The sequence below is a fragment of the Neobacillus sp. GCM10023253 genome (genome assembly GCF_042653105.1).
Taxonomy (GTDB): Bacteria; Bacillota; Bacilli; order Bacillales; family Cytobacillaceae; genus Neobacillus; species Neobacillus citreus.
In genome coordinates this window covers 38,397-59,355 of sequence record NZ_JBHSHV010000004.1, presented here as the reverse complement: position 1 = coordinate 59,355, position 20,959 = coordinate 38,397, and the positions used below count along the sequence as shown (strand labels likewise).

Annotated in this window: 21 protein-coding genes, 1 riboswitch and 1 other annotated feature; of the genes, 6 read left to right on the top strand and 15 right to left on the bottom strand. The window is 41.9% G+C overall.

The window, feature by feature from the left end; genetic code table 11:
• Nucleotides 1-73 precede the first annotated feature (73 nt).
• The 6 genes from uvsE to ACFPA1_RS07325 form a co-directional block, all read right to left on the bottom strand.
• Nucleotides 74-1,036, bottom strand: coding sequence for a UV DNA damage repair endonuclease UvsE (gene uvsE / locus ACFPA1_RS07350; protein ID WP_378581889.1), 963 nt, complete (start codon nt 1,034-1,036; stop codon nt 74-76).
• A gap of 97 nt (nt 1,037-1,133) precedes the next feature.
• Nucleotides 1,134-2,624, bottom strand: coding sequence for a DEAD/DEAH box helicase (locus tag ACFPA1_RS07345; protein WP_241114069.1), 1,491 nt, complete (start codon nt 2,622-2,624; stop codon nt 1,134-1,136).
• A gap of 220 nt (nt 2,625-2,844) precedes the next feature.
• Nucleotides 2,845-3,534 carry an alpha/beta hydrolase gene (locus tag ACFPA1_RS07340; RefSeq protein ID WP_213148138.1) on the bottom strand — a complete coding sequence of 230 codons (690 nt, stop codon included), beginning with the start codon at nt 3,532-3,534 and terminating at the stop codon, nt 2,845-2,847.
• Nucleotides 3,535-3,613: 79 nt separating this feature from the next.
• Nucleotides 3,614-4,990, bottom strand: coding sequence for a UDP-N-acetylmuramoyl-tripeptide--D-alanyl-D-alanine ligase (locus ACFPA1_RS07335; RefSeq protein WP_378581888.1), 1,377 nt, complete (start codon nt 4,988-4,990; stop codon nt 3,614-3,616).
• 96 nt (nt 4,991-5,086) lie between these two features.
• Nucleotides 5,087-6,163 (bottom strand): D-alanine--D-alanine ligase, encoded by a 1,077-nt coding sequence (locus ACFPA1_RS07330; RefSeq protein WP_213148140.1) that lies wholly within the window; start codon nt 6,161-6,163, stop codon nt 5,087-5,089.
• A 173-nt stretch (nt 6,164-6,336) separates the two neighbouring features.
• On the bottom strand, nt 6,337-7,116 hold the full coding sequence (locus tag ACFPA1_RS07325; protein WP_213148141.1) for a hypothetical protein: 780 nt from the start codon (nt 7,114-7,116) through the stop codon (nt 6,337-6,339).
• A 275-nt stretch (nt 7,117-7,391) separates the two neighbouring features.
• On the opposite strand from ACFPA1_RS07325, the gene mgtE reads away from it, so the two are divergent.
• The 3 genes from mgtE to ACFPA1_RS07310 all read left to right on the top strand — a co-directional run bounded on the left by mgtE (nt 7,392) and on the right by ACFPA1_RS07310 (nt 10,795).
• Complete coding sequence (mgtE, locus tag ACFPA1_RS07320) at nt 7,392-8,750, top strand: magnesium transporter (protein ID WP_378581887.1); 1,359 nt, start codon at nt 7,392-7,394, stop codon at nt 8,748-8,750.
• A gap of 122 nt (nt 8,751-8,872) precedes the next feature.
• Nucleotides 8,873-10,057 (top strand): FtsW/RodA/SpoVE family cell cycle protein, encoded by a 1,185-nt coding sequence (locus tag ACFPA1_RS07315; RefSeq protein ID WP_378581886.1) that lies wholly within the window; start codon nt 8,873-8,875, stop codon nt 10,055-10,057.
• A 144-nt stretch (nt 10,058-10,201) separates the two neighbouring features.
• Complete coding sequence (locus tag ACFPA1_RS07310) at nt 10,202-10,795, top strand: DedA family protein (RefSeq protein ID WP_378581885.1); 594 nt, start codon at nt 10,202-10,204, stop codon at nt 10,793-10,795.
• 483 nt (nt 10,796-11,278) lie between these two features.
• Here ACFPA1_RS07310 and ACFPA1_RS07305 read toward each other — a convergent pair whose 3' ends face one another.
• The 6 genes from ACFPA1_RS07305 to argS form a co-directional block, all read right to left on the bottom strand.
• Nucleotides 11,279-11,593 carry a DMT family transporter gene (locus tag ACFPA1_RS07305; protein ID WP_213148145.1) on the bottom strand — a complete coding sequence of 105 codons (315 nt, stop codon included), beginning with the start codon at nt 11,591-11,593 and terminating at the stop codon, nt 11,279-11,281.
• Nucleotides 11,593-11,934, bottom strand: a complete 342-nt coding sequence (locus tag ACFPA1_RS07300; protein WP_378581884.1) for a DMT family transporter — start codon at nt 11,932-11,934, stop codon at nt 11,593-11,595. The genes ACFPA1_RS07305 and ACFPA1_RS07300 overlap by 1 nt, the downstream gene beginning before the upstream one ends.
• 65 nt (nt 11,935-11,999) lie before the next feature.
• Nucleotides 12,000-12,105: riboswitch (guanidine-I (ykkC/yxkD leader) on the bottom strand.
• Between the two features lie 81 nt (nt 12,106-12,186).
• Nucleotides 12,187-12,705: a methylated-DNA--[protein]-cysteine S-methyltransferase gene (locus ACFPA1_RS07295; protein WP_213148147.1), complete on the bottom strand. Its 519-nt coding sequence runs from the start codon at nt 12,703-12,705 to the stop codon at nt 12,187-12,189.
• A gap of 59 nt (nt 12,706-12,764) precedes the next feature.
• Nucleotides 12,765-13,961: an MFS transporter gene (locus ACFPA1_RS07290; RefSeq protein ID WP_213148148.1), complete on the bottom strand. Its 1,197-nt coding sequence runs from the start codon at nt 13,959-13,961 to the stop codon at nt 12,765-12,767.
• A 94-nt stretch (nt 13,962-14,055) separates the two neighbouring features.
• Nucleotides 14,056-14,526, bottom strand: coding sequence for a DinB family protein (locus ACFPA1_RS07285; RefSeq protein WP_378581883.1), 471 nt, complete (start codon nt 14,524-14,526; stop codon nt 14,056-14,058).
• 71 nt (nt 14,527-14,597) lie between these two features.
• Nucleotides 14,598-16,295 (bottom strand): arginine--tRNA ligase, encoded by a 1,698-nt coding sequence (gene argS / locus ACFPA1_RS07280; protein WP_378581882.1) that lies wholly within the window; start codon nt 16,293-16,295, stop codon nt 14,598-14,600.
• A 54-nt stretch (nt 16,296-16,349) separates the two neighbouring features.
• Nucleotides 16,350-16,565 (bottom strand) — a binding site (T-box leader).
• A 112-nt stretch (nt 16,566-16,677) separates the two neighbouring features.
• Here argS and ACFPA1_RS07275 point away from each other — a divergent pair.
• The gene (locus ACFPA1_RS07275) at nt 16,678-16,929 is read left to right on the top strand and encodes an alpha/beta-type small acid-soluble spore protein (RefSeq protein ID WP_213148151.1); all 252 of its coding nucleotides are present in this window, start codon (nt 16,678-16,680) and stop codon (nt 16,927-16,929) included.
• A 53-nt stretch (nt 16,930-16,982) separates the two neighbouring features.
• Here the strand turns inward: ACFPA1_RS07275 and ACFPA1_RS07270 are convergent, their stop codons facing one another.
• The 3 genes from ACFPA1_RS07270 to ACFPA1_RS07260 form a co-directional block, all read right to left on the bottom strand.
• On the bottom strand, nt 16,983-17,561 hold the full coding sequence (locus ACFPA1_RS07270; RefSeq protein ID WP_213148152.1) for a TetR/AcrR family transcriptional regulator: 579 nt from the start codon (nt 17,559-17,561) through the stop codon (nt 16,983-16,985).
• Nucleotides 17,562-17,774: 213 nt separating this feature from the next.
• The gene (locus tag ACFPA1_RS07265) at nt 17,775-17,957 is read right to left on the bottom strand and encodes an Arc family DNA-binding protein (protein WP_213148153.1); all 183 of its coding nucleotides are present in this window, start codon (nt 17,955-17,957) and stop codon (nt 17,775-17,777) included.
• Nucleotides 17,958-17,969: 12 nt separating this feature from the next.
• Entirely contained in the window at nt 17,970-18,836 is an 867-nt protein-coding gene (locus ACFPA1_RS07260) for an SPFH domain-containing protein (protein WP_213148154.1), read from the bottom strand.
• 183 nt (nt 18,837-19,019) lie between these two features.
• Between ACFPA1_RS07260 and ACFPA1_RS07255 the strand changes: the two genes are divergently transcribed.
• Together ACFPA1_RS07255 and ACFPA1_RS07250 are read left to right on the top strand one after the other, a co-directional pair.
• Nucleotides 19,020-19,601 (top strand): undecaprenyl-diphosphatase, encoded by a 582-nt coding sequence (locus tag ACFPA1_RS07255; RefSeq protein ID WP_213148155.1) that lies wholly within the window; start codon nt 19,020-19,022, stop codon nt 19,599-19,601.
• A gap of 372 nt (nt 19,602-19,973) precedes the next feature.
• Complete coding sequence (locus ACFPA1_RS07250) at nt 19,974-20,891, top strand: nuclease-related domain-containing protein (protein WP_378581881.1); 918 nt, start codon at nt 19,974-19,976, stop codon at nt 20,889-20,891.
• Nucleotides 20,892-20,959 lie beyond the last annotated feature (68 nt).

The following is a 20,959-nucleotide window of genomic DNA, read 5'->3' as shown; positions in this document are numbered from 1 at the left end:
TCCCCCTCCCTTTTAAATGAGAAAATGGCAAACTTTCACATATAAGTATACATAGAAAGGTATGGAAGCTCTACTATTCCATCAGAAAACTTGACTGATCCAGCATTTTGATTCCGCTCTTACCTTGCAAGTCCCGAGAAAGTTGAAAGAGTGCGGCATCCTTTTGCTTCGCTTCGATCATGCAATGAATCTCAGGAACCGTCCCCTTGATTTGAGCAAGAAACCGAAGGAACATCTCAACATCCACATAATCCGCATGAGCACGAAAGTCACGTTCGGACCGCGGGCTAGAAATATGCATTTTTATCGGCAGGGGAGAATCCTTCCAGGTCTCCACCACTCGCCCCCAATCCTCCTGCCAATTTTTGTCCTCATGATTGGCCAGATGATGATGATAATCAAACACCATGGGAATGCCCAGTTTTTCACAAAGATATAAGGTCTCTTTAACGGTAAATGTCGTATCATCGTTTTCCAGCATAATCATTCTTTGGATGGAGGGAGAAATATAGGCCCAGTTATGAATAAATAATTCGAGAGCTTTTTCCTTATCATCATAGCCGCCTCCGACATGAAGGACACAGCGGTGTTCCGTGTCAACTTCCATACCCTTCAGCAGGGCTTTATGCATAACGAGTGTTCTCAATGATTTTTTTAAAATCTCTTTATCCGGTGAATTAAGAACAACAAAATGGTCAGGATGGAAATCAATTCTTGCTGGGTGCTTCTTGATGTAGTCTGCCAGCTCTTTTAGGGGCTCTTTTAATGGTTTCATGTAATTCCAGTCAAGTAATTCCTCATGGTTGGCCAGTGGTATGAGCCGCGAGCTTAACCGAAAGAAGTGAATTTGATTGGCTTCATTATGCTTTAAGAGACGGAGGCAATTATGTAAATTTGATTCGGAAATTCTTTCCAGTTTACGAATAGCTGCATCCCTGTCTTTAATTTTGCTGAATTGCGCAAATGTCATTGTTTGCGATGGGGATGCATTTTGAAGTTCCACACTCATGGCAACATATCCGAGACGTATAATCATGTTAAATCCTCCAAAAGGTATTTAACATTTAGTCTTCCCTTTTTGCACATATAAAAAAGCACGGACACAGCCAGCATCCATGCTTTAATACATCATCTTAATATGTTTTTGATTTCGGTTTGCCGCCGCCGGCTTTTCTTTCACCGCGAGGTTTTACCGGTGCTTTTTTTCTGCGGTCAGAATTATAGTTCCGTGAATCGTCTCTTCTGCGGCGATCCCCGCCACGGTCTCCACCACGGTCATGAGGTCTTCTTTCCTTTTTCGACTGAAGCGGCGCCTCTTCAGTCAATTTAACCGGTGTTGTATCAGGCTCTTTTGTCAGCATCTTCAACACTGCTGCAACAACCGTTGAAGCATCATTGGCTTCCAGTAATTCTTCGGCTGCATTCTTATAATAATGAAGATTGTTGGATTCAATCGTCTGTAGGATTTTATCAACAACTGCCCGCTGTTGGCCTTCCAATGCCTCATCAAGGGTTGGCGGCTTCATACGTTCCATTTTGCGCTTCGTTGTTTTTTCCACCACAAATAAATATGGCTTTTCACGTGGTGTAATAAACGTCATGGCTACACCCGTTTTACCGGCACGGCCAGTACGTCCGATGCGGTGTACATAGCTTTCCGGATCCTGCGGGATATCGAAGTTATAAACATGGGTAACGCCGGAAATATCAAGTCCACGTGCCGCTACGTCAGTTGCAACGAGAACATCGATATTACCTTCTTTAAACTTACGTAACACAGAAAGGCGTTTGGCCTGGCTTAAATCACCATGGATGCCTTCTGCAGTGTAGCCGCGAAGGTTCAAGGCTTCGGATAACTCATCGACACGGCGCTTCGTACGTCCAAACACAATCGCTAATTCCGGTGATTGGATATCAAGAAGTCTGGTTAAAACATCAAACTTGTTTTTTTCCTGCACTTCAACATAGTATTGTTCAATCAACGGAACCGTCATTTCCTTCGTTTTCACACGGACAATCTGCGGGTCCTTCATGAACTTTTCAGCAATTCGTTGGATTGGCCCTGGCATGGTTGCTGAAAAAAGCAATGTTTGGCGCCCTTCTTCCGGAACTCCTGCAAGGATAGATTCAATATCCTCGATAAATCCCATATTCAACATTTCATCGGCTTCATCCAGAATTACTGTCTGAATTTGGTCAAGACGCATGGTTTTTCTGTTAATATGGTCAAGAATCCTGCCTGGTGTACCGACAATGATATGCGGCGCTTTCTTTAATGAACGGATTTGCCGTCCAATATCCTGTCCGCCATAAATCGGCAGAACCCGGACTCTTTTACCCGCACCAATTTTATAAAGCTCTTCGGATACCTGGATAGCAAGTTCCCGAGTCGGAGCAATAATAATCCCTTGAATTGCTTCTTGTTTTGTATCAATTTTTTCAACTAACGGAATTCCAAAGGCTGCGGTTTTACCTGTTCCTGTCTGAGCCTGGCCTATTACGTCTTTATTTGCTAAGCTTAATGGAATCGTCTCAGACTGAATAGGAGTTGCTTCTTCAAATCCCATCTTTAGGACAGCTTTCAACGTAGCCTGGCTAATGCCTAAATCTTCAAACTTCGTCAATGTATTCATTCTCCTTCATCTATTTAACAATATTTTTAATATCTAAAGCTAAATCTATTCTCAAGAAACACATCAAGTAACATCTTTATTTTACCAAAAAAAAGACATTCCTCCCAAGGAGTATGCCCATTTTTCACCAATCTTTAGACACATTGCTATTAATGATAACATTATCAATAGTATTATGCAAATAAAGTTTGGATGGTTCATGCCTTATCATTTAGGAATTACCCAAAAAATCAAGCACCTGAGAAAATAGGACCGTACGCTCTCCACAGTGACAGATATGATGTTTTGATTCCTTTATATAAATAATCTTTTTTTCCTTTGCTCCGATGGTCCGATAAAGATATTCCGCACTTTTCGGCGGAACAATCCCGTCAGATTCTCCTTGGGCGATAAAGGTTGGCACATTTACCTGATTCAGCATCGGCCTGATATAGGTAACAAGCCGGCGGAATTCCAGTGTTGCTGCAAGCGGGGTCTCAGTTATTTTCCTTTTATAACGCAGGAACAGCTCATTATTCCGGATGCTGCCGGTAAATATATCCTTAATAAACATCTTTACATCAGCCGCTAGTTGTTTGGGATGAATATAGTAAGCAGCAGCACTAAGCAAAATGAGCTTGTCCACAGGATAATGTGCTGCAAGAAAGCTGGCAATCAAACCGCCCATGGAAAAACCAACGACATACACCTCATCACAAATTTCCAGAAGTTCCTTTAATTCTTCCTCGGCATGGCGGATCCATTCCTGGTAATGAACCCCTTTTAAACGGAGGGTTTCACCATGCCCCGGCAGCGTAGGAACACGAAAAACCCAATCTGTACGGTTCTTTAAATACTCCACCAAGGGCTCCACTTCATATGGGGCGCCCGTAAAGCCGTGAATGCACAAGCAGCCTATCATCCCTTTGTCACCTGCCCCATGGCCAAAAGCGCATTAACATCCGGTCTGCAAGAGACTCAAATAACCGCTCGGCCAATCCTTATTTTTGCAGTGCCTTGACAACTTCCTCCAATTTCATCCCTCTTGATGCTTTAACAAGCACGAGAGTCTGCCCATTTAGATATTTTTTTAACGACTGAATTAATTCCTCTTTATCAAGAAAGTCAAAAACTCTTTCATCACCCAATACGTTTCTTGCCCCCGCAGCGATATGGCTGCCAAGTTGTCCATAGGTGAACAGGAACTCAATTTTGTCAGCATTTAAACCTTCACCTATTTGCAAATGATACTGCTCCTCCTGCGGCCCAAGCTCGAGCATGTCGCCGAGAACGAGGATTTTCCGCTCATAGCCCTGAAGGTTTGACACTAATTCAATTGCCGCCATCATGGACGTAGGGCTTGCATTATAAGCATCGTTAATGATTTTCTCACCACGCTTCCCTTCCACAAGCTCCATCCGCATATTCGTCAGTTTGGTTGTTTTTAATCCTTCAGTTATTTCTTCAAAGGAAACGGAAAAATATCGGGCAATCAGCATCGCCGCAAGTGCATTTAAAATATTGTGTGTCCCTAAAACCGGCAGTTCAAAGGTTTTATCAGAAGCATTAATCTTGAAGCTATTCCCCTGTTCAAGCTGGGTAATTTCAGTTGGAAATAAATCATTCGTATCGCTTCTGCCGAAGGTTTGAACTTGAACATCTCCTTTAAATTGATGAATACGCTCCATCAACAGCGGCTCATCACCATGGAGTACTGCCAGTCCGCCTTTTTGAAGTCCCTGAAGAATTTCAAGTTTGGCTTCAGCAATCCCTTCTCTTGAGCCAAGGTCAAGCAGGTGGGATTCACCGATGTTTGTAATGACAACGGCATCCGGACAGGCCAGTTTGGTAAGGAATTCAATTTCGCCGCGGCCGCTCATACCCATTTCTAGGACAGCTATCTCCGTATCTTCATTTAAGCCAAGCACTGTTAAAGGAAGACCGAGATGATTGTTGTAGTTACCCTCGGTTTTTTGGACCTTATATTTAAGTGACAATAAACTTGAGGTCATGTCCTTTGTTGTTGTTTTTCCATTACTCCCGGTAATTCCAACTACTTTGACAGACAATTCCTTCCGATATTTGCGCGCCAATTCCTGCAAAGCCGCGAGGCAGTCGTCAACAATCAACAGTGGCAGCCCTTGCGGCGGATTCGGAACATCCTTTTGCCAGAGCGCCGCGCCGGCCCCTTTCTTGATGGCTTCTTCCACATATTTATGGCCGTCTACCTTCTCACCTTTAAATGGAACAAATAAGTTGCCCGGTTCAATTTTTCTGGAATCAATCGTTACACCTGCAATAACGATGTCAAGATATGACGTGATATCATTTTGCGCAGAGACCATTTCGGCAATCTGCTTTAATGATCGTTTAATCATGATTAACTCCTCCTCTTATGTCTTATTTATAAAAATGGACACGGCAAAAACAGCCGTGTCAAATGTTGTTTTTTATCCTAAGCTGCGCTTTTGTTGTTAAAAAGTATATTTAATCTGTTGCTTTTCGGCGTGTCTTTCTTTGGCTAGGTCCACAAGCCGCTCAATTAATTGCGGATATTCTACTCCGGTGTGCTTCCAGAGCAGCGGGAACATACTAAATGGCGTGAAACCAGGCATCGTGTTCACCTCATTAATTAACACCTTGCCATCTTGTGTTAAAAAGAAATCAGCCCGGACCAATCCCGAACAGTCAAGCGATTTAAAGGCACGAATTGCCATGTCCTTCATTACTGCGTATACATCCTCAGGTATCTCCGCAGGAATAATCAACGCCGTTTCCCCATCTTCGTATTTCGCCTTATAGTCATAAAAATCCTTTTTCGGGACAATTTCTCCGGCAACGGAGCATTCTGGTGCATCATTGCCAAGAACAGCAATCTCGATTTCGCGGGCAGTGACGCCCTCTTCAATAATGACTTTTCGGTCAAATTGGAAAGCCTCTGAAAATGCAGTATCAAGCTCAGCCCGGTTGCGGCATTTGCTGATTCCAACGCTCGAGCCAAGATTGGCCGGCTTTACGAAGCATGGATAGCCGAGCTCCTTCTCAACTTGTTCGTAAGCTTCTTCTTTGGCACCCGTCCATTCACTCTTAATAAAAGAAACATAGTTTACCTGCCCAAGACCTGCTTGTGCAAATATATTTTTCATGACGACTTTATCCATGCCGGCTGCTGAAGCCAAAACACCGTTCCCGACATACGGCAGGTTTAGGATTTCCAATAATCCTTGAACGGTTCCATCTTCCCCATTCGGTCCATGCAAAAGTGGAAAAATGACATCAAGCTCAGCGTTCTCTTGGTTCTCCGATTGGAATAGAGCAGGCGATAAAGCGGCCGGGACTTGACTGTCAGCGGAATATGCCAGTTCCTTTACTGTTTCAGCCGGTTCCATTAGCTGCGGACCTTTAATCCAGCGGCCTTCTACATTTATATAAATTGGATGAATTTCAAATTTTTCAAGATCTAATGCTTTCATGACAGCAAGAGCCGTTTGTAATGACACCTGATGCTCTGCGGATTTTCCTCCGTAAAGCAATCCTAATTTTGTTTTCATGCTGAAAACCTCCATCTTTTCATTCACATTTTATTTTATCACTTTCTTTAATCAGAAAGGAAATTCGATATACCTAAGTTTACTTGATTTTCAAATTTATATTATGAAGCCCATAGTTTGTTTGTTTCCTCTTGGTTTTTCCACGACGAAATAGGCTGACTTTTAGGTCAGCCTTAAACAACGTTAAGTTTCCATTCTTTTGTCTTTTTGTCAAAAATAATTTTTGCATGATAAGGCTTTGTCCTAATATATTGATATTCCTCATACATATCATCCATATTAGCATAGTCGCCAATCACCCAAATTGGAATTTCAATTCGGGTCCGCTGAGCGTCCGCATCCCTAAACGAAATGCAAATTCCTTCCTTGATGAACGGCGTCAAGGACAGCAGGATTTCCTTATTCACCGGCGTGTATGTCCGTTTTTTACGAAGTCCCAGCAGCGACTTTTCCGGTTTTATTTCCCCCAGCTTATCGGAAACCACTTCACTTAGTAAATGGAAAAAGTCCTTGAAGCTGCGGTAATATGTTTTATTAAACCAGCCGTCATCATGAGCTAAGTAAACGAAACGGTTGCCCAATTTATTGTAGAACGGGGTTTTCAAGTGTTGTTTATGGTGGCCTAAGTATAATAATTCCGCCATTTCCTGCCCAGAAAGTTCATTTAAAACATCTTCTTCCAGAAAATCAATCCAGCAGAAATCTCCGTAACCGTAAACATCATCCGCAGCCAATTTGTTTATTCCTTCTTCCGGACAGTACTCGAGCAGTGTGTGCATGTTAAAATCAGCATCATCATAGCGGTGCTTAAGTAACAGCAGGTGATTTAAAGACCCGGAAAAAGCTGCCGCAAATTCTGCGAATTCAATCCCATAGGATAAAACATACTGGTCTGATTGATTTAAATGTAAATAAATAAGGTCCCGTATGTCTTGATGATGATGCTTTTTCAACGCCAAACTCCTCCGTTCAAACACGTTTTATATTTTATCAGTTCCAGTTTCCATGAAACTTCCAAATGCTTATAGACAATACCTCCTCATTTTATCAAAAAATAGGAAAAATAGCTTATTTCATTTCTTTTACAAATAATAATATTCGATTAATGATTTAACCTAAAGGTATTACCTATAATGACGTATACTATGGATTAACCATATTGACTATTCTATGTACTCCCGCCTTATTTAATTTATAGCGATTTGGTCTAGGAAAGGAGTGATAAACCTTGGTTAAAGATATGACTCATGAGGAAATAAGTTTATATATTATCAACACATTAACTGAAAATAAAAAGGCCGAATTTGAAGCTGCTCTGGATGAACTTCAGCCCTACGATGTCGCGGCGATTTACAAAGAGTTGCCAGAAAAGCAAAAGAGCAGGTTTCTACTTTATTTAAAATATGATCTTCTTGCCGACCTGATGGAAGAGCTGGAAAAATCCGAACAGCTTGAATTGTTGAATATGCTGGGGATTGAGAAATCCAGCAAGGTCCTAGATTTAATGGACAATGATGATTTGGCCACGCTTCTGCATGAATTGTCTCCTGAAAAAATAGATTCCCTCCTTTCGGAAATGGATACAAAGGAATCTAATGCCGTCAAAGATATCATGAGTTATCCTCCTGAAACAGCAGGAAGAATTATGACGAATAGGTTTGTTTGGATTCGCAACTATTATACCGTCAGGGAAGCGGTTGATAAGCTTAAATCGTTTGCTGAGTTTGCCGAAACGCTGAATTATTTATATGTCATTGACGAAGATAGCAAGCTGGTGGGAGTTGTATCCTACCGCGATTTACTGCTTGCTGGTGAAGGCGACAGGATTGACAACATTATGTTTGAACGGGTTATTTCTGTTACCGTCACAACAGACCAAGAAGATGTCGCCAAGACCGTTGAACGCTACGACTTTATCTCTGTACCGGTTGTCGATGAGAATCATGTGCTGCTCGGGATTATTACAGTTGATGACGTCATCGATGTCGTGATTAAAGAAGCAAATGAGGATATCGAGAAGCTGTCTGCTTCAGGTAAAGCAATCGATTTTGATACAAAAACGCTCGTTGCCGCAGCGCGAAGGCTTCCTTGGCTTATCCTGCTTCTGTTCATTGGGCTTATTTCAGGACGGATTATTTCAAGCTTTGAAGACACGTTGAAGCAGGTGGTTGCCCTTACCTTTTTCATGCCAATGATTGCCGGAATGACCGGTAACACCGGAACGCAATCGCTTGCCGTCGTTGTCAGAGGACTAATTTCTCACGATATTGATAAAAAGGTTATCTTTCGTTTAATCATGAGGGAGCTCGGAGTGGGAATTTCGATCGGCGCAACGTGTGCGATATTAATATCGATCATTGCGTATATTTGGCAGGGAAGCCTGACGTTAGGATTTGTAGTCGGCAGCTCACTGTTTTTCACTCTAATCATCGGAACGCTTGCCGGGACCATCATTCCGATTATTCTTTACCGTATAAAAATTGACCCTGCAGTGGCCTCAGGGCCGCTGATTACCACCTTAAATGATATTTTTTCCTTACTCACTTATTTCGGGATTGCGACGATGTTTCTTCATTATTTAATGTGAGACTGAAACTTTTCCTTCTTAAAATCGTTAAATAATATGACAGATTTTGCCTATGTTGTTGTAGGCTTACCATTTCTTTGTTAGTCTGATAATAAATAATTGCTAAAAATAAGGTGTGGTCTATGGATACAGAGATAAAAAAAGCGGACCGTTTTGATTGGACATTAACATTATTATTATTTCTTTTCTTTCTTATCAGCTGCCTAGCAATTTACAGTGCCCAATCGACCGGTCAATACGGAGAACGGAATTTCCTGATTATGCAGGTCTTTTGGTATGTGGTCGGCGCTGCCATTGTTTTGGGATCCATTCTTTTCGACAGCTATCAGTACCGCAAACTTGCCTGGGTACTATATGGCTTTGGGATTTTCCTGCTAATCCTGTTAGCGGTTGCCCCGCCAAGTATTGCACCCGAAAGGAACGGCTCGAAAAACTGGTTTGTGATTAAAGGCATTGGGACCATCCAGCCTTCAGAGTTCGTCAAAATCTTTTTAATCTTGGCCTTAAGCCGGGCAGTGGCCGCTCATCATGAAAAGTATATTGAAAAAACGCTGACGACCGACCTGCTGCTGTTGCTTAAGCTTGGCTTTATTACCGTGGTGCCGCTTGGTTTAATCGTAGTGGAAGACTTAGGGACAGCCCTGGTCATTATGGCGATTTTGACCGGTGTTATCCTTGTTTCCGGCATTTCGTGGAAAATCATCTTGCCCATTTGCAGTGTTGGCGCTTCGTTTGTTGCCCTAATCTTTTATCTTGTGTTAAATAAACCGGAAATTCTTGAAAAATATCTCCATGTGGAAACCTATCAATTTAATCGAATATATTCCTGGCTTGACCCGGCTAATCATTCATCCGGATCAAGCTTTCATCTGCTGCAGTCATTAAAAGCAATCGGGTCAGGTCTTATATCTGGCAAAGGTTTCAGCAATGGGGTGGTTTATGTCCCCGAAGCCCATACCGATTTTATTTTTAGTGTGATCGGCGAGGAATACGGCTTTGTCGGCGGCAGCGTTGTCATCGGACTGTACTTTTTGCTTATTTACCATTTAATTAAAACGGCGCTGGATACGAATGAGCCGTTCAATACATATGTTTGCACGGGCATTATCTGCATGATTACCTTTCATGTGTTCCAAAATGTCGGCATGACAATTCAAGTGCTTCCGATTACAGGAATTCCCCTGCCCTTTATCAGCTACGGCGGCAGTTCGCTGATGGGGAATATGTTTGCAATGGGTCTTGTCTACAGCATCCGCTATCATCATCGAACCTATATGTTTTCTACAGAAAAATCATTAAGTTCCTGATTGTCTATGAGGCAGCGGCTGTTAAGCTGCTTTTTTCTTTTTGAATGGAATGTCTGGATGAAAAAGACCATATATATTTCTTTATGAGACAAACTATTATAAACTGGTTAGAGTGACTATTATTTACATAAGTGAAGGTGTGCTATGAAAGAGTTTATTTTTTCGGTATTAGATTTTCTATCACAGTTAGGTTATTTCGGGATTGCTTTGGGATTAATGATTGAAATCATCCCAAGCGAGCTCGTTTTAGGATATGGCGGCTACATGATTTCGCTCGGAAAAATTAATTTTGTCGGGGCCGTAATTGCCGGGACCATCGGCGGAACACTTGCTCAGTTGTTTTTATATTGGGCGGGCTATTATGGCGGTCGGCCATTTTTGGAGAAGTACGGAAAGTATGTCATGATTAAAAAGAAGCATATCGATGTAGCGGAGCATTGGTTTGAAAAATATGGCGTAGGGGTCATCTTTACAGCCAGATTTATCCCTGTCGTCCGCCATGCGATTTCCATTCCTGCCGGGATTGCCAAAATGTCTGGTCTTAAGTTTACTCTTTATACCGTGGCAGCGATTATCCCGTGGACCATATTGTTTCTTGTGTTGGGCAAGACATTGGGTGCAAACTGGTCGCATATTAAAGAAGCGGCACAGCCATACGTCATGCCGCTCCTGATCGCAGCGATTGTGCTGGGAGTTATCTACTTTTTAATTAAAAAGACGAAGAAAACCACTGACTAGACATTGTAAAAGGTTTACTTGTGAGGTGCAAAACGGTAAATCACAACCCTAACCACATAGCAAATCACATAACCTTTCACAACACAAATTACAGTATATTGCACAGTTTATAAGGCTTTGAGATAAAAATATCTCTAAGCCTTTCTTAAAATTTTCTATATCTGACCAAAGCAACCGTAAGTTGTACAAGTTCATTAGACAGAGTTTGATAAATAAGGGGAGAAATTTCCCTTATTTATCAAATAAGATTAAGAATAACTAAAATAGGCGGAGAAATTTCCCCTATTGACTAAAAAAACTCCAGAATTGGGGATTATGCTTTGTTTAAGCGGAAAACCTTCCCTTATTTACGCTTGAATGAGCCCTATTCTCCTATTAGCGGAAAAATCTTCACTTATTTTATGATCACTAGTTACTCCATTAAGGATAAGACTTCTAATGTTTCAAAAAAATCAAGTGAACCTCATTAAATGAAAGGGCAAACTACGAAACCACCTTCAACCCAACCGCCGCACTCAAAACCATGGCAATAAACAGAAGTCTCTTCCATTCCCTCGATTCACCATAAAATAACATGCCTAATAAAGCCCCGCCTGATGCACCTATTCCAGTCCAAATGGCATAAGCTGTGCCCATCGGCAATGTTTTCATCGCATTAGCGAGAAATAAGAAACTGCCGCCGAAGCCAATCACCAATAACACAAAGGATTGCCAGTTTCGATCCCTATGCACTTTGTTAATCATCGCCACACCAAACATCTCAAAAAAACCAGCCAACATTAGCGAAATCCAAGCCATCAGGAATCAGCCCCTTCCTCAGCAGAATCTGTCGTTACTAATTTCAAGCCGACCACTCCTGCCAGCAGCACGAGTATTAAAAGAATTTTTACTAAATCAAACGGTTCCCCAAAAAAGAGAATATCCGAAATAACCGTACCGGCTGTGCCTAATCCTACAAAAACTGCATATACCGTACCTACAGGGAGTTTATTCCCCGCAGCGATTAAAGCATAGAAACTGATAATTATAGACACACCCGTACCGGCCCATTCCCAAACATTATCAGCATGCTTTAATCCTACCACCCAAAAAACTTCAAAAAATGCTGCAAAAAACACCTTCATCCACTGTAAATTCATTCTATTCACTCCTTCCCCAAATACCGGAACAAACAAAAAAAGCCCGGAGATAACTGTTTATCAGTATCTCCCAGGCTTTTATCCCTCCGTGTACACAGACATATCTGTGCGTTTTCTCTCGGACCAGACCAGCGCACGCACCCGCGCCACGGAACCCTAGAAAACTTTTCAGCTATTTAATTCATACCGCCATTATAGCACAATTTATTTATAAAATTGGTTAGCAGTTTCGACCATTTCAAACCAAACAAACTAGAGCATCACCTTATGCGGCGCTTCTTCTTTCATTTTGCGGCCTTCGAGTTCAAGCAGCTGCTGTTTAATCGGGGTATTACTGCCGGCATAGCCGGTTAGGCTTCCGCTTTTTCCAATTACCCGATGACACGGGATAATAATCGGCAGCTGGTTCGCCCGGTTGGCTTGTCCGACGGCCCTGACCGCTTTCGGATTTCCAATCGTTTCCGCGACATCCGCATAACTGCGAACTTCGCCATAAGGAATCCTAAGCAGCGCATCCCAAACCTTCCTGCGAAATTCGGTCCCCTCGACGGAAATCGGTAAGTCAAAATCACGGCGCTGGCCGCCAAAATATTCATCCAATTGCCGGACCGCTTCCTGGCAAATGGCTGTATCCTCTTTTAAATCAGGATTTTCTTCCAAAAACTTAACCCAGTCCTCTTCAAACAATTCAATTCTTTTCAAACCCGTTTCGTCTGCAATAATCCGCAATGTTCCAACTGGGGACTGATAGACAGCAAAGCCTAAACTCATCGTAATCGCTCCCGGACTTTGTATTTATGTTTATTATACAAAAAATAAAGAAGACTTGCCTAAGCAAATCTTCGATTCGGTTTTTCCTTATTCATTTTTTCCTTATATATGAAAAAGGCATACAAAAGCATTGAAACGAATACAGAGAATGCCGCTGCTTTATAGATGCTGCTATAGCCCAATAGATGGCCGATTTGTCCAAACACCATTGCTCCTATACCGATTCCCAAATCAAAAAAGGAGAAAAAGGTGGCATTGGCCATCCCTCTGCGGTTAATGTGGGTCTTTTCAATGGACCACGCCTGCAGGGCAGGCTGAACCGTGCCAAAGCCAAGGCCATACAGGCCTGCGGCAGCAAATAGAATAGTGCTGTTGGGAAGCCATGATAACAATAGCATCGCCGCTAAAATTAACAACGTCCCGGGAATAAAGACTGCCTGATGCCCCTTTCGATCGTATAACTGTCCTGCAAAGGTTCTCGTAATCATTAAGGCAATGGCATAAATCAGAAAATACCATTCAATTCCTTCAATCTGTTTTTGGGCCGTATAAAGAGGGAGGAATGACGCTATACCGCCAAAGGTAACGGTTAAAAAGAACATCAGCATCGATGGCTTTAGAGCACTTTTTTCGTAAAAATTAAGTCTCCCCTTTGGCTTTTCCTGTCTTGGCTCCACCTTTTTATAGGTTATTCTTGATGACAATAATAAGGCAATCAGCCCTAAAACTGAACAAATTAGAAAAAATGTTTCAAACTTCAATACCCCGGCTAAAACCAAACCCAGCGCCGGACCAAAGGCGAGGGCCAGATTCCCCGACAGCCCATAATAGCCCATCCCCTCTCCGCGCCGGGATGCCGGAATTAAATCGGTGGCGATGGTTCCTGATGCGGTGGTGGAAAGGCCCCAGCCCACCCCTTGGACAACACGCATCACAAATAGGAAGGCAATGCTTGTCAGGAAGCCAAAGGATCCCACTGATAGGACAAAAATGGCCAACCCCAATAAGTATACGAAGCCTCTCCCCTTTGTCTCCAGTGCTTGCCCCGCAAAAGGGCGGAGAAGCAGTGCAGAAAAGGTAAAAATACCAATGACGAAACCTATTAACTGGTCATTGCCACCTAGTTTCTCCACAAAGAGCGGAATTGTTGGCAAAGTCATTTGAAATCCTAGGAAGATAAAAAAATTAGCGAATATAATAAGGACAAAATCCTTTGTCCAAATTCTTTCTTTCAGTCTTTCCTGCTGATTATCCATAAAGATTGTTAGACGTCCTCTCTTTTTTCTATGTTTCCCTATATATAACGAAAAATCGTTTCTACTAGAGCAGAAACGAAATTTCACTTTTTATTTATTTTACTTGAGCAGCCGCTTGGACAACTCGTTTCATTGCTGAAATTTGCCCTAAGTGCATAGATTCATGGAAGATGGCAAAGCTCGTCAATTCACCGTACGTTTCTTGGCCAAGAAATGGTGTTTTAAGTTTCTCTGCAAAACTTTCAACCGGAATTTCTTGAATTCGTTCAAATTGTTCCTTTAACTGAACCGTCAATTCCTGGACAGATGGGACTTCACCATTCCAATCAGCCGGTTTTGTACCGTTGCCAAATAGTTCTAAATAATTGGCTGGTAAATTAGCTGACTTTTTCGGAAAGCCAAACATAAATTGTTCGGCAACAGTTAACACATGGCCCACATGCCAGTGGATTGTATTATTGAATCCTTCCGGCTGGATATCTACAATGTTTTGATCCAGCACCTCTACATTTTTTAGCAGGTAATTCCTCGCTGTTGCAAAACTTTTTAATAATACCTCACTCATCCCTTAGCCCTCCAATCATTAATCTAACTTTTATTGTATCCCATTTTTAACCAATGGTTAAGCAAAATGCTTTACATTTCTTCAGGAGCTTCAATCCCTAAGAGACGCAAACCTTCTTTAAGAACAACTGTTACAGAGTAAACAAGTGCCAGGCGTGCGCTTTGTTCCTCGCTCTGCTCGAGTACTTTAACTTCCGCATAGTATTTATTGAAGACTTGGGCGAGGTCGACAATGTATTTTGCGACTTGGGATGGATCATAATTTTCGCATGCACGCTTAATGGCGCTGGAGAAATCCATTAACATGCTGATTACCTTCCACTCGTTTTCCCATGTAGTCTGGTAGACGGACGCCGGTGCCGATTCCGCCTTCCATCCAGCTTTTCGTAATATTGAGCTAGCTCTCGCAAATGTATACTGAACATAAGGGCCGGTTTCCCCTTCAAAACGAAGCATTTCCTCTAAGGAGAATTCAATATCGTTCATCCGGTTGTTTTTTAAGTCGTGAAAAATAACTGCGCCGACACCGACCTGTTTGGCCACTCCATCTTTGTCTGCCAGATTTGGATTTTTTTCCTCAATATTATACCGGGCCATCGTGATTGATTCGTTCAAAACTTCCTCCAGGAGGACAACCTTGCCTTTACGGGTCGACATTTTCTTGCCGTCCTTTAGCATCATCCCAAATGGAATATGGACCATTTTATCGGCCCACTCGAAGCCAGCTTTATTCAATACCGCAATCAGTTGTTTAAAGTGAAGACTTTGCTCATGGCCGACGACATATAAAGATTGTGCGAAGTCGTAATTTTCTTTTCGGTAGATAGCAGCCGCTAGGTCACGAGTGGCATACAGCGTCGCTCCATCCGATTTTTTAATGAGGCATGGCGGAAGCTCCTCTTCGGTCAATTCGACAACCTGGGCCTGGTCAGATTCCACGAGCAGCTGTTTTTCCTCAAGAAGCTGGACAACACGGTCCATTTTATCATTGTAAAAAGCTTCCCCGGCATAGGAGTCAAATTCCACGTTCATAAGCTGATAAATTCTTGAGAACTCCTTTAGGGACTCATCACGGAACCATTGCCATAAGGAGTGCGCTTCTTGGTCGCCATCTTCAAGCTTTTTAAACCAGCCGCGTCCTTCGTCTTCAAGAGCCGGATTCGTTTCCGCCTCTGCATGGAATTTAATATACAGGGCAAGCAGTTCCTTGATTGGATTTGCCTTGACCTTTTCCACATCTCCCCAGCGTTTATAGGCAGAAATCAGCTTTCCGAACTGGGTGCCCCAGTCGCCAAGGTGGTTGATTTTGATTGGCTTATAGCCGCATTTTTCAACAATTAAAGCAATGGCATTTCCAATAACAGTAGAACGCAAATGCCCCATGGAAAATGGTTTTGCGATATTAGGAGACGACATGTCAATGGTAACATTGCCACCCTGGCCAAAATCATGGGCGCCATATTTGCCTTTTTCAGTAATAATGCTGTTAATGATATGTTCGGCGACAAGCTTTTTATTTAAAAACACGTTAAGATAGGCTCCGACCACTTCTACTTTTTCAAAAGTGGGGGACTGGATTTTTTCGCTTAACTCTTGGGCAATTAAATTCGGTGCCTTACGCTTCAGTTTTGCGAGTGAAAAACACGGGAAAGCTAAATCCCCATGGTCCTGATTTTTTGGTTTTTCAATTAACTGCTCGATATTCTGGGAGGCTAATTCGCCTTCTAATGCTTGATATAAGACTTCTGCAAGCCCTTTCTTAAAATTCATTTCCTATGACCTCCTCCAGTTTTTCTATAAATGCAAAAAACTCTCGTCTCTATAAAAAGAGACGAGAGTTTGAAATTCCCGCGGTACCACTCTAATTGTTCATACTGAACCAACTTTGATCTTTGTTAACGGAGGACTCTCCGGCACCCTCTACTATTTTCAAGGGCACTTCTCCAAAGTGCGTTTCATTATCTGCTCCGTATCAGGCTTCCACCGTCCCTGACTCGCTTGGACTTACGAGATAACTACTCTCTTTTTCACCGAATTTATTCGCTTAATTATTGGTTATTATACTGGAAAGAAACGGTTTTATCCAGTCCTTGCTGATGTTTTTGATGAATTTTTCCGTTCTGGAAATTCTATTCGTAAAGGAGGGATTTGTATGGCGAGAAGAAACAAAATTCTTGTCCCAGAGGCGAGAAGCGGGTTAGATCAGTTAAAGGCTAAGGTCGTGCAGGCACAGCGTCCTGAGGATGCCAAATTTGAGGCCGCTGAAGAAGTGGGCGTACCCTTATCAAAAGGCTATAACGGCAAGCTGACCTCGGAACAAGCCGGCAAGGTTGGCGGCCGGCTTGGCGGCAGCATGGTCCGCGAACTCGTCAAAATGGCTCAGCAAAACCTAAGTAAAAAATAACCCAAACTAAAAGAACTGGAGCACTGGGGCCTGTCCCCCAGTGCTTTATCGCGTTACTTTCCTCTTGGCAGCCCCTTTAACAAAAACACCTTCATAATTTCCGCAATTTGCTCAGAGCTTAACGGGTCATGATTTTTTTCCCAATCCGAAACCAATGCGATATACATTTTTAGCAAAAGAAAGCTAGTTATTTCCGGGTTCACCGCTGGGATTGCTCCCTTAGCAATAGCAGTTTCGATTTTATCCTTTAAATAACCAATAATTTCGTCCTCCACATGCTGGAGCATTTCCGAAACTGCTAAAGTTCCCATTTCCGCCTCTTCTTGTACCAATTTAATCATTAATTGGTGCCTAGAGCGGAATTCCAATAAACGATAAAGGGCCCGATGGACATTTTCCGTAAAAGGCAATTCCGGGTTAATGACAGAATCCGCCTCCGCAATCATTTCCTTCACTAAAGAAGAAATAATTTCTTCAAATAACTCCTCTTTATTTTTAAAAAATGTATAAATGGTTCCCTTTCCGACGTTTGCAAGCTTGGCAACTTGGTCCATGGTCGTTGCTTTATAGCCAAACAAGGAAAAAGACTTAGTTGCTGCCTCCACAATCATTCTTCTGCGATCAGGTGCCATAGCGCACATCCTTCTCATTGACTAATTTGGTTCTACGGTCAATTAATATGCTTTTACTATAGCACAGCCTGAATTCGGTTTCAAATTTATCTGGAAGGTTTTTGGAAGGCTGTCAAACTTGCGGAAATTTGGCTAGTCAATAATTATAAAATCGTACAGTGTCAATCTCAGACACTCTGCTGTTAAAAAACCGGAGGCGGTTTGCCTCCGGTTTTAATCTTCTTCTTTTTCTCTGGACGTTTTTGAGTTTTTTAATCTTCCGGCATCCTTTAATGCCTTTTTTATAATCAGTTCAATCTGGGCATTCACACTGCGGAATTCATCGTCTGCCCATTTCTCCAAAGCATCATATATTTTCTGATCAACGCGCAGTAAAAACCGCTTCTTATCGGCCACATCATCACTACCTTAATAAATCGATCCTGTATTAATTACCGGCTGGCTTCCCTTATCAGAAACGATGGCAACCATTAAATTATTCACCATTTGCGCTTTCTTTTCCTCATCCAGTTCGACAATTCCTTCATCCTTTAATTGATCAATTGCCGATTTGACCATGGATACCGCACCTTCAACAATGACCTTGCGCGCTGCGAGGACCGCTTTGGCCTGCTGTCTTTGCAGCATCGCATGGGCAATTTCACTCGAATACGCCAGATGCATGATCCTTGCTTCAATAATTTCCACACCGGCCAATTCCAAGCGTTTCTGCAAGTCCTTTGTCAACTCGTCACCAACCTCATCCGAGTGCTGCCTTAACGATACTTCATAATCATTGTTGACATTATCATATGGGTACTGGCTGGCGATATGGCGCAGGCCTGTTTCACTTTGCGTATGCACAAACGTTTTGTAGTTTTCAACATCAAAAACGGCTTTGGCAGAATCAAACACCTTATATACAACTACCGCAGCGATTTCGATCGGGTTCCCTTCCAAATCATTTACCTTTAATTTATCACTATTGAAGTTAATTACCCTTAGGGATACTGTTTTTCTTAAGGTTAAAGGAATCGTCAACCAAAATCCTTCCTGTTTGATCACTCCGAGGTAGCGGCCAAATAAAGTAAATACCTTTGCTTGATTCGGCTGAATGACAGTGAACCCGGAAAGCAGGAGAAACAACACCACAACACCAATCACTGCGAGGACAAAAGATACAGGACTTTCAGTTAAGGTAAATTGCCTGAATGAAAATACTACCGCCGCCCCGATTAACAGAAACAATAATACCCCCAAAAATCCATTAATTTTGAACATATCTTTCTCTCTCATCCCAACCACTCCCCTTTTGAAAAATTTTTCCATCTATATCATTATGATATCATTTCGGTATCAAAAGGTGAAGGAATATTTACCTATATTTTTTTACCCGGTTTGGCGTTATTAACGGTAACATTTTCACTAACTTTATAGTATAATCCCTTTATCTGGTAGATTCGGAGGTTATAATTTAGCATGTCTATTATGGAAATTAATATTAATGTGTTTCGAATGATTAATAATTTGGGGAAACAATACGACTTTTTGAATCCTCCCATTATGGCTATCGCTGAATACACGCTGTATGTGTTAATACTGGCTTTAGTGTTGTATTTGTTTACAGGCGGTCGAAAAAATAAAGTGATGGTCATTTGCTCGGTATTCACCTTGTTAATGGCAGAAGGTCTAGGAAAACTGGCAGGAATGCTCCACTCCAATAATCAACCCTTCGCTGAACTGTCCAACGTCAATAAACTTATCGAGAAAGCAGTCGACAATTCCTTCCCTAGCGACCATACGATGATATTTTTCTCCCTATGCGTAACGTTCTGGCTTTTCAGGAGAGGCTGGAGTTTCTTGTGGATCCTGTTGGCTGTGCTTGTAGGGTTTTCGCGGATATGGGTAGGGGTTCATTATCCAGGGGACGTTTTGGTCGCTGCTATCCTTAGTATCATATCTGCTCTAGTTGTGCACCGGTTCGTTCCAAGACTTAAATTTATGCAAAACATAGCAGGAGAACAACACATTCCAAACCGGACGAAATACGAAGAGCTTTAATATTTAATAACGGAAAGAAACGCTTGGATAAAAATCCAAGCGTTTTTAATTGTACTATACTATTCAAACGTTTGATTAAAGCGGAAAGGCTATTGTGCTTTACTATTCAATCGTTTAATTAAATATCGGAATGGGGGAAAATCTTGCATTTACAGGAGTTTCCTTTCTTTATGTTATACAAATCAATCGTTTAATTAAAAGAGGTACTATACTATTCAAACGTTTAATTAACTTAAACAACAATATCTGACCTTTGTAATTGTCGATATTTTTAGAAGGTTAACAAAGTATTCATTTCTTGAGGCAGTGGGGCAGGCCGATTCCGTTTAAAATGGACTTGGAGTTTATTTTTAGAAAAGGATGTGGTCGGATGTGAATTTAAAACCGCTCGCTGAATCGAAGAGATTTAAAATTTACCATTTTCTAAATACGAGGATGGAGTTACTGCCAGACGATAGGTGGAATTACCAAAAATTGAAAAGCGGCTTTGAAGGTGAGTTGTTTTTTCAGTCTTTAACGGACAAGCTTCAATGCAACTGCTATGTGTTAAACGATTTACTGTTTGAATTAAATGGCACTACGTTCCAAATCGATTCATTGATTATTTTTCAAGATATTATCTCGTTGAATGAAGTTAAAAATTTTAGAGGGGATTTTTTTTATCAAGATGGTAAGTTCTATGATTCTAATGGAAAGGAACGCAAAGACCCCTTAGTCCAATTGGAAAATTGCGAGTCTATGTTTCGCCAATTGCTTGAAAAGCTTGGCTTTAAATTCACTGTTATAGGGAAAGTTGTCCACGTGAACCCCGAATTCACCCTTTACCAAGCTCCTCTAAAGGTACCAATCATTTTTCCAACTCAACTTAATACTTATATGCGGAAATTAGAAGCGGCCCCGGCTGCTCTGAATAGCAAACATCGGAAACTCTTAGAAAAATTATTATCCCTGCATCTAGCAGAAAACCCCTATGCCAAATTGCCTGACTATGAATATGGCAAGATGCGGAAAGGGCTCACATGCGGGATTTGCTGCTCATTTCAGGTTTCGGTTAATGGCCAGCGGTGTGTTTGCGGTGATTGTGGGCACGAGGAAAAAGTTGAGTCGGCGGTGCTGCGGCATGTGGAGGAACTGCGGCTGCTATTTCCGGATTTCAAGGTTACTACTAATTTGGTGTTTGAGTGGTGTGGTGGGGGTGTGGATAGAAAAAGAGTACACAGGATTCTGTGTAACCATTTTAATATTGTTGGGGAGCGAAGATGGGTCTATTTTGTGCATAAACAACAATAGAAACGATATTAATTTTCCACTTTTATTGAAAAGGTAGCTATAGCTATTTATAAGACATCGATCCCCTT

Bases quoted from the DNA above. Each gene is read 5' to 3' on its own strand.
- ACFPA1_RS07315 (WP_378581886.1), top strand. From the start codon at position 8,873: ATGGATACAGAGATAAAAAAAGCGGACCGTTTTGATTGGACATTAACA.
- ACFPA1_RS07255 (WP_213148155.1), top strand. From the start codon at position 19,020: ATGTCTATTATGGAAATTAATATTAATGTGTTTCGAATGATTAATAAT.
- ACFPA1_RS07290 (WP_213148148.1), bottom strand. From the start codon at position 13,961: ATGGATAATCAGCAGGAAAGACTGAAAGAAAGAATTTGGACAAAGGAT.
- ACFPA1_RS07285 (WP_378581883.1), bottom strand. From the start codon at position 14,526: ATGAGTGAGGTATTATTAAAAAGTTTTGCAACAGCGAGGAATTACCTG.
- ACFPA1_RS07275 (WP_213148151.1), top strand. From the start codon at position 16,678: ATGGCGAGAAGAAACAAAATTCTTGTCCCAGAGGCGAGAAGCGGGTTA.
- ACFPA1_RS07330 (WP_213148140.1), bottom strand. From the start codon at position 6,163: ATGAAAACAAAATTAGGATTGCTTTACGGAGGAAAATCCGCAGAGCAT.
- uvsE (WP_378581889.1), bottom strand. From the start codon at position 1,036: ATGATTATACGTCTCGGATATGTTGCCATGAGTGTGGAACTTCAAAAT.
- ACFPA1_RS07335 (WP_378581888.1), bottom strand. From the start codon at position 4,990: ATGATTAAACGATCATTAAAGCAGATTGCCGAAATGGTCTCTGCGCAA.
- ACFPA1_RS07340 (WP_213148138.1), bottom strand. From the start codon at position 3,534: ATGATAGGCTGCTTGTGCATTCACGGCTTTACGGGCGCCCCATATGAA.
- ACFPA1_RS07310 (WP_378581885.1), top strand. From the start codon at position 10,202: ATGAAAGAGTTTATTTTTTCGGTATTAGATTTTCTATCACAGTTAGGT.
- ACFPA1_RS07260 (WP_213148154.1), bottom strand. From the start codon at position 18,836: ATGAGAGAGAAAGATATGTTCAAAATTAATGGATTTTTGGGGGTATTA.
- ACFPA1_RS07270 (WP_213148152.1), bottom strand. From the start codon at position 17,561: ATGGCACCTGATCGCAGAAGAATGATTGTGGAGGCAGCAACTAAGTCT.
- argS (WP_378581882.1), bottom strand. From the start codon at position 16,295: ATGAATTTTAAGAAAGGGCTTGCAGAAGTCTTATATCAAGCATTAGAA.
- ACFPA1_RS07300 (WP_378581884.1), bottom strand. From the start codon at position 11,934: ATGAATTTACAGTGGATGAAGGTGTTTTTTGCAGCATTTTTTGAAGTT.
- ACFPA1_RS07305 (WP_213148145.1), bottom strand. From the start codon at position 11,593: ATGGCTTGGATTTCGCTAATGTTGGCTGGTTTTTTTGAGATGTTTGGT.
- ACFPA1_RS07295 (WP_213148147.1), bottom strand. From the start codon at position 12,705: ATGAGTTTAGGCTTTGCTGTCTATCAGTCCCCAGTTGGAACATTGCGG.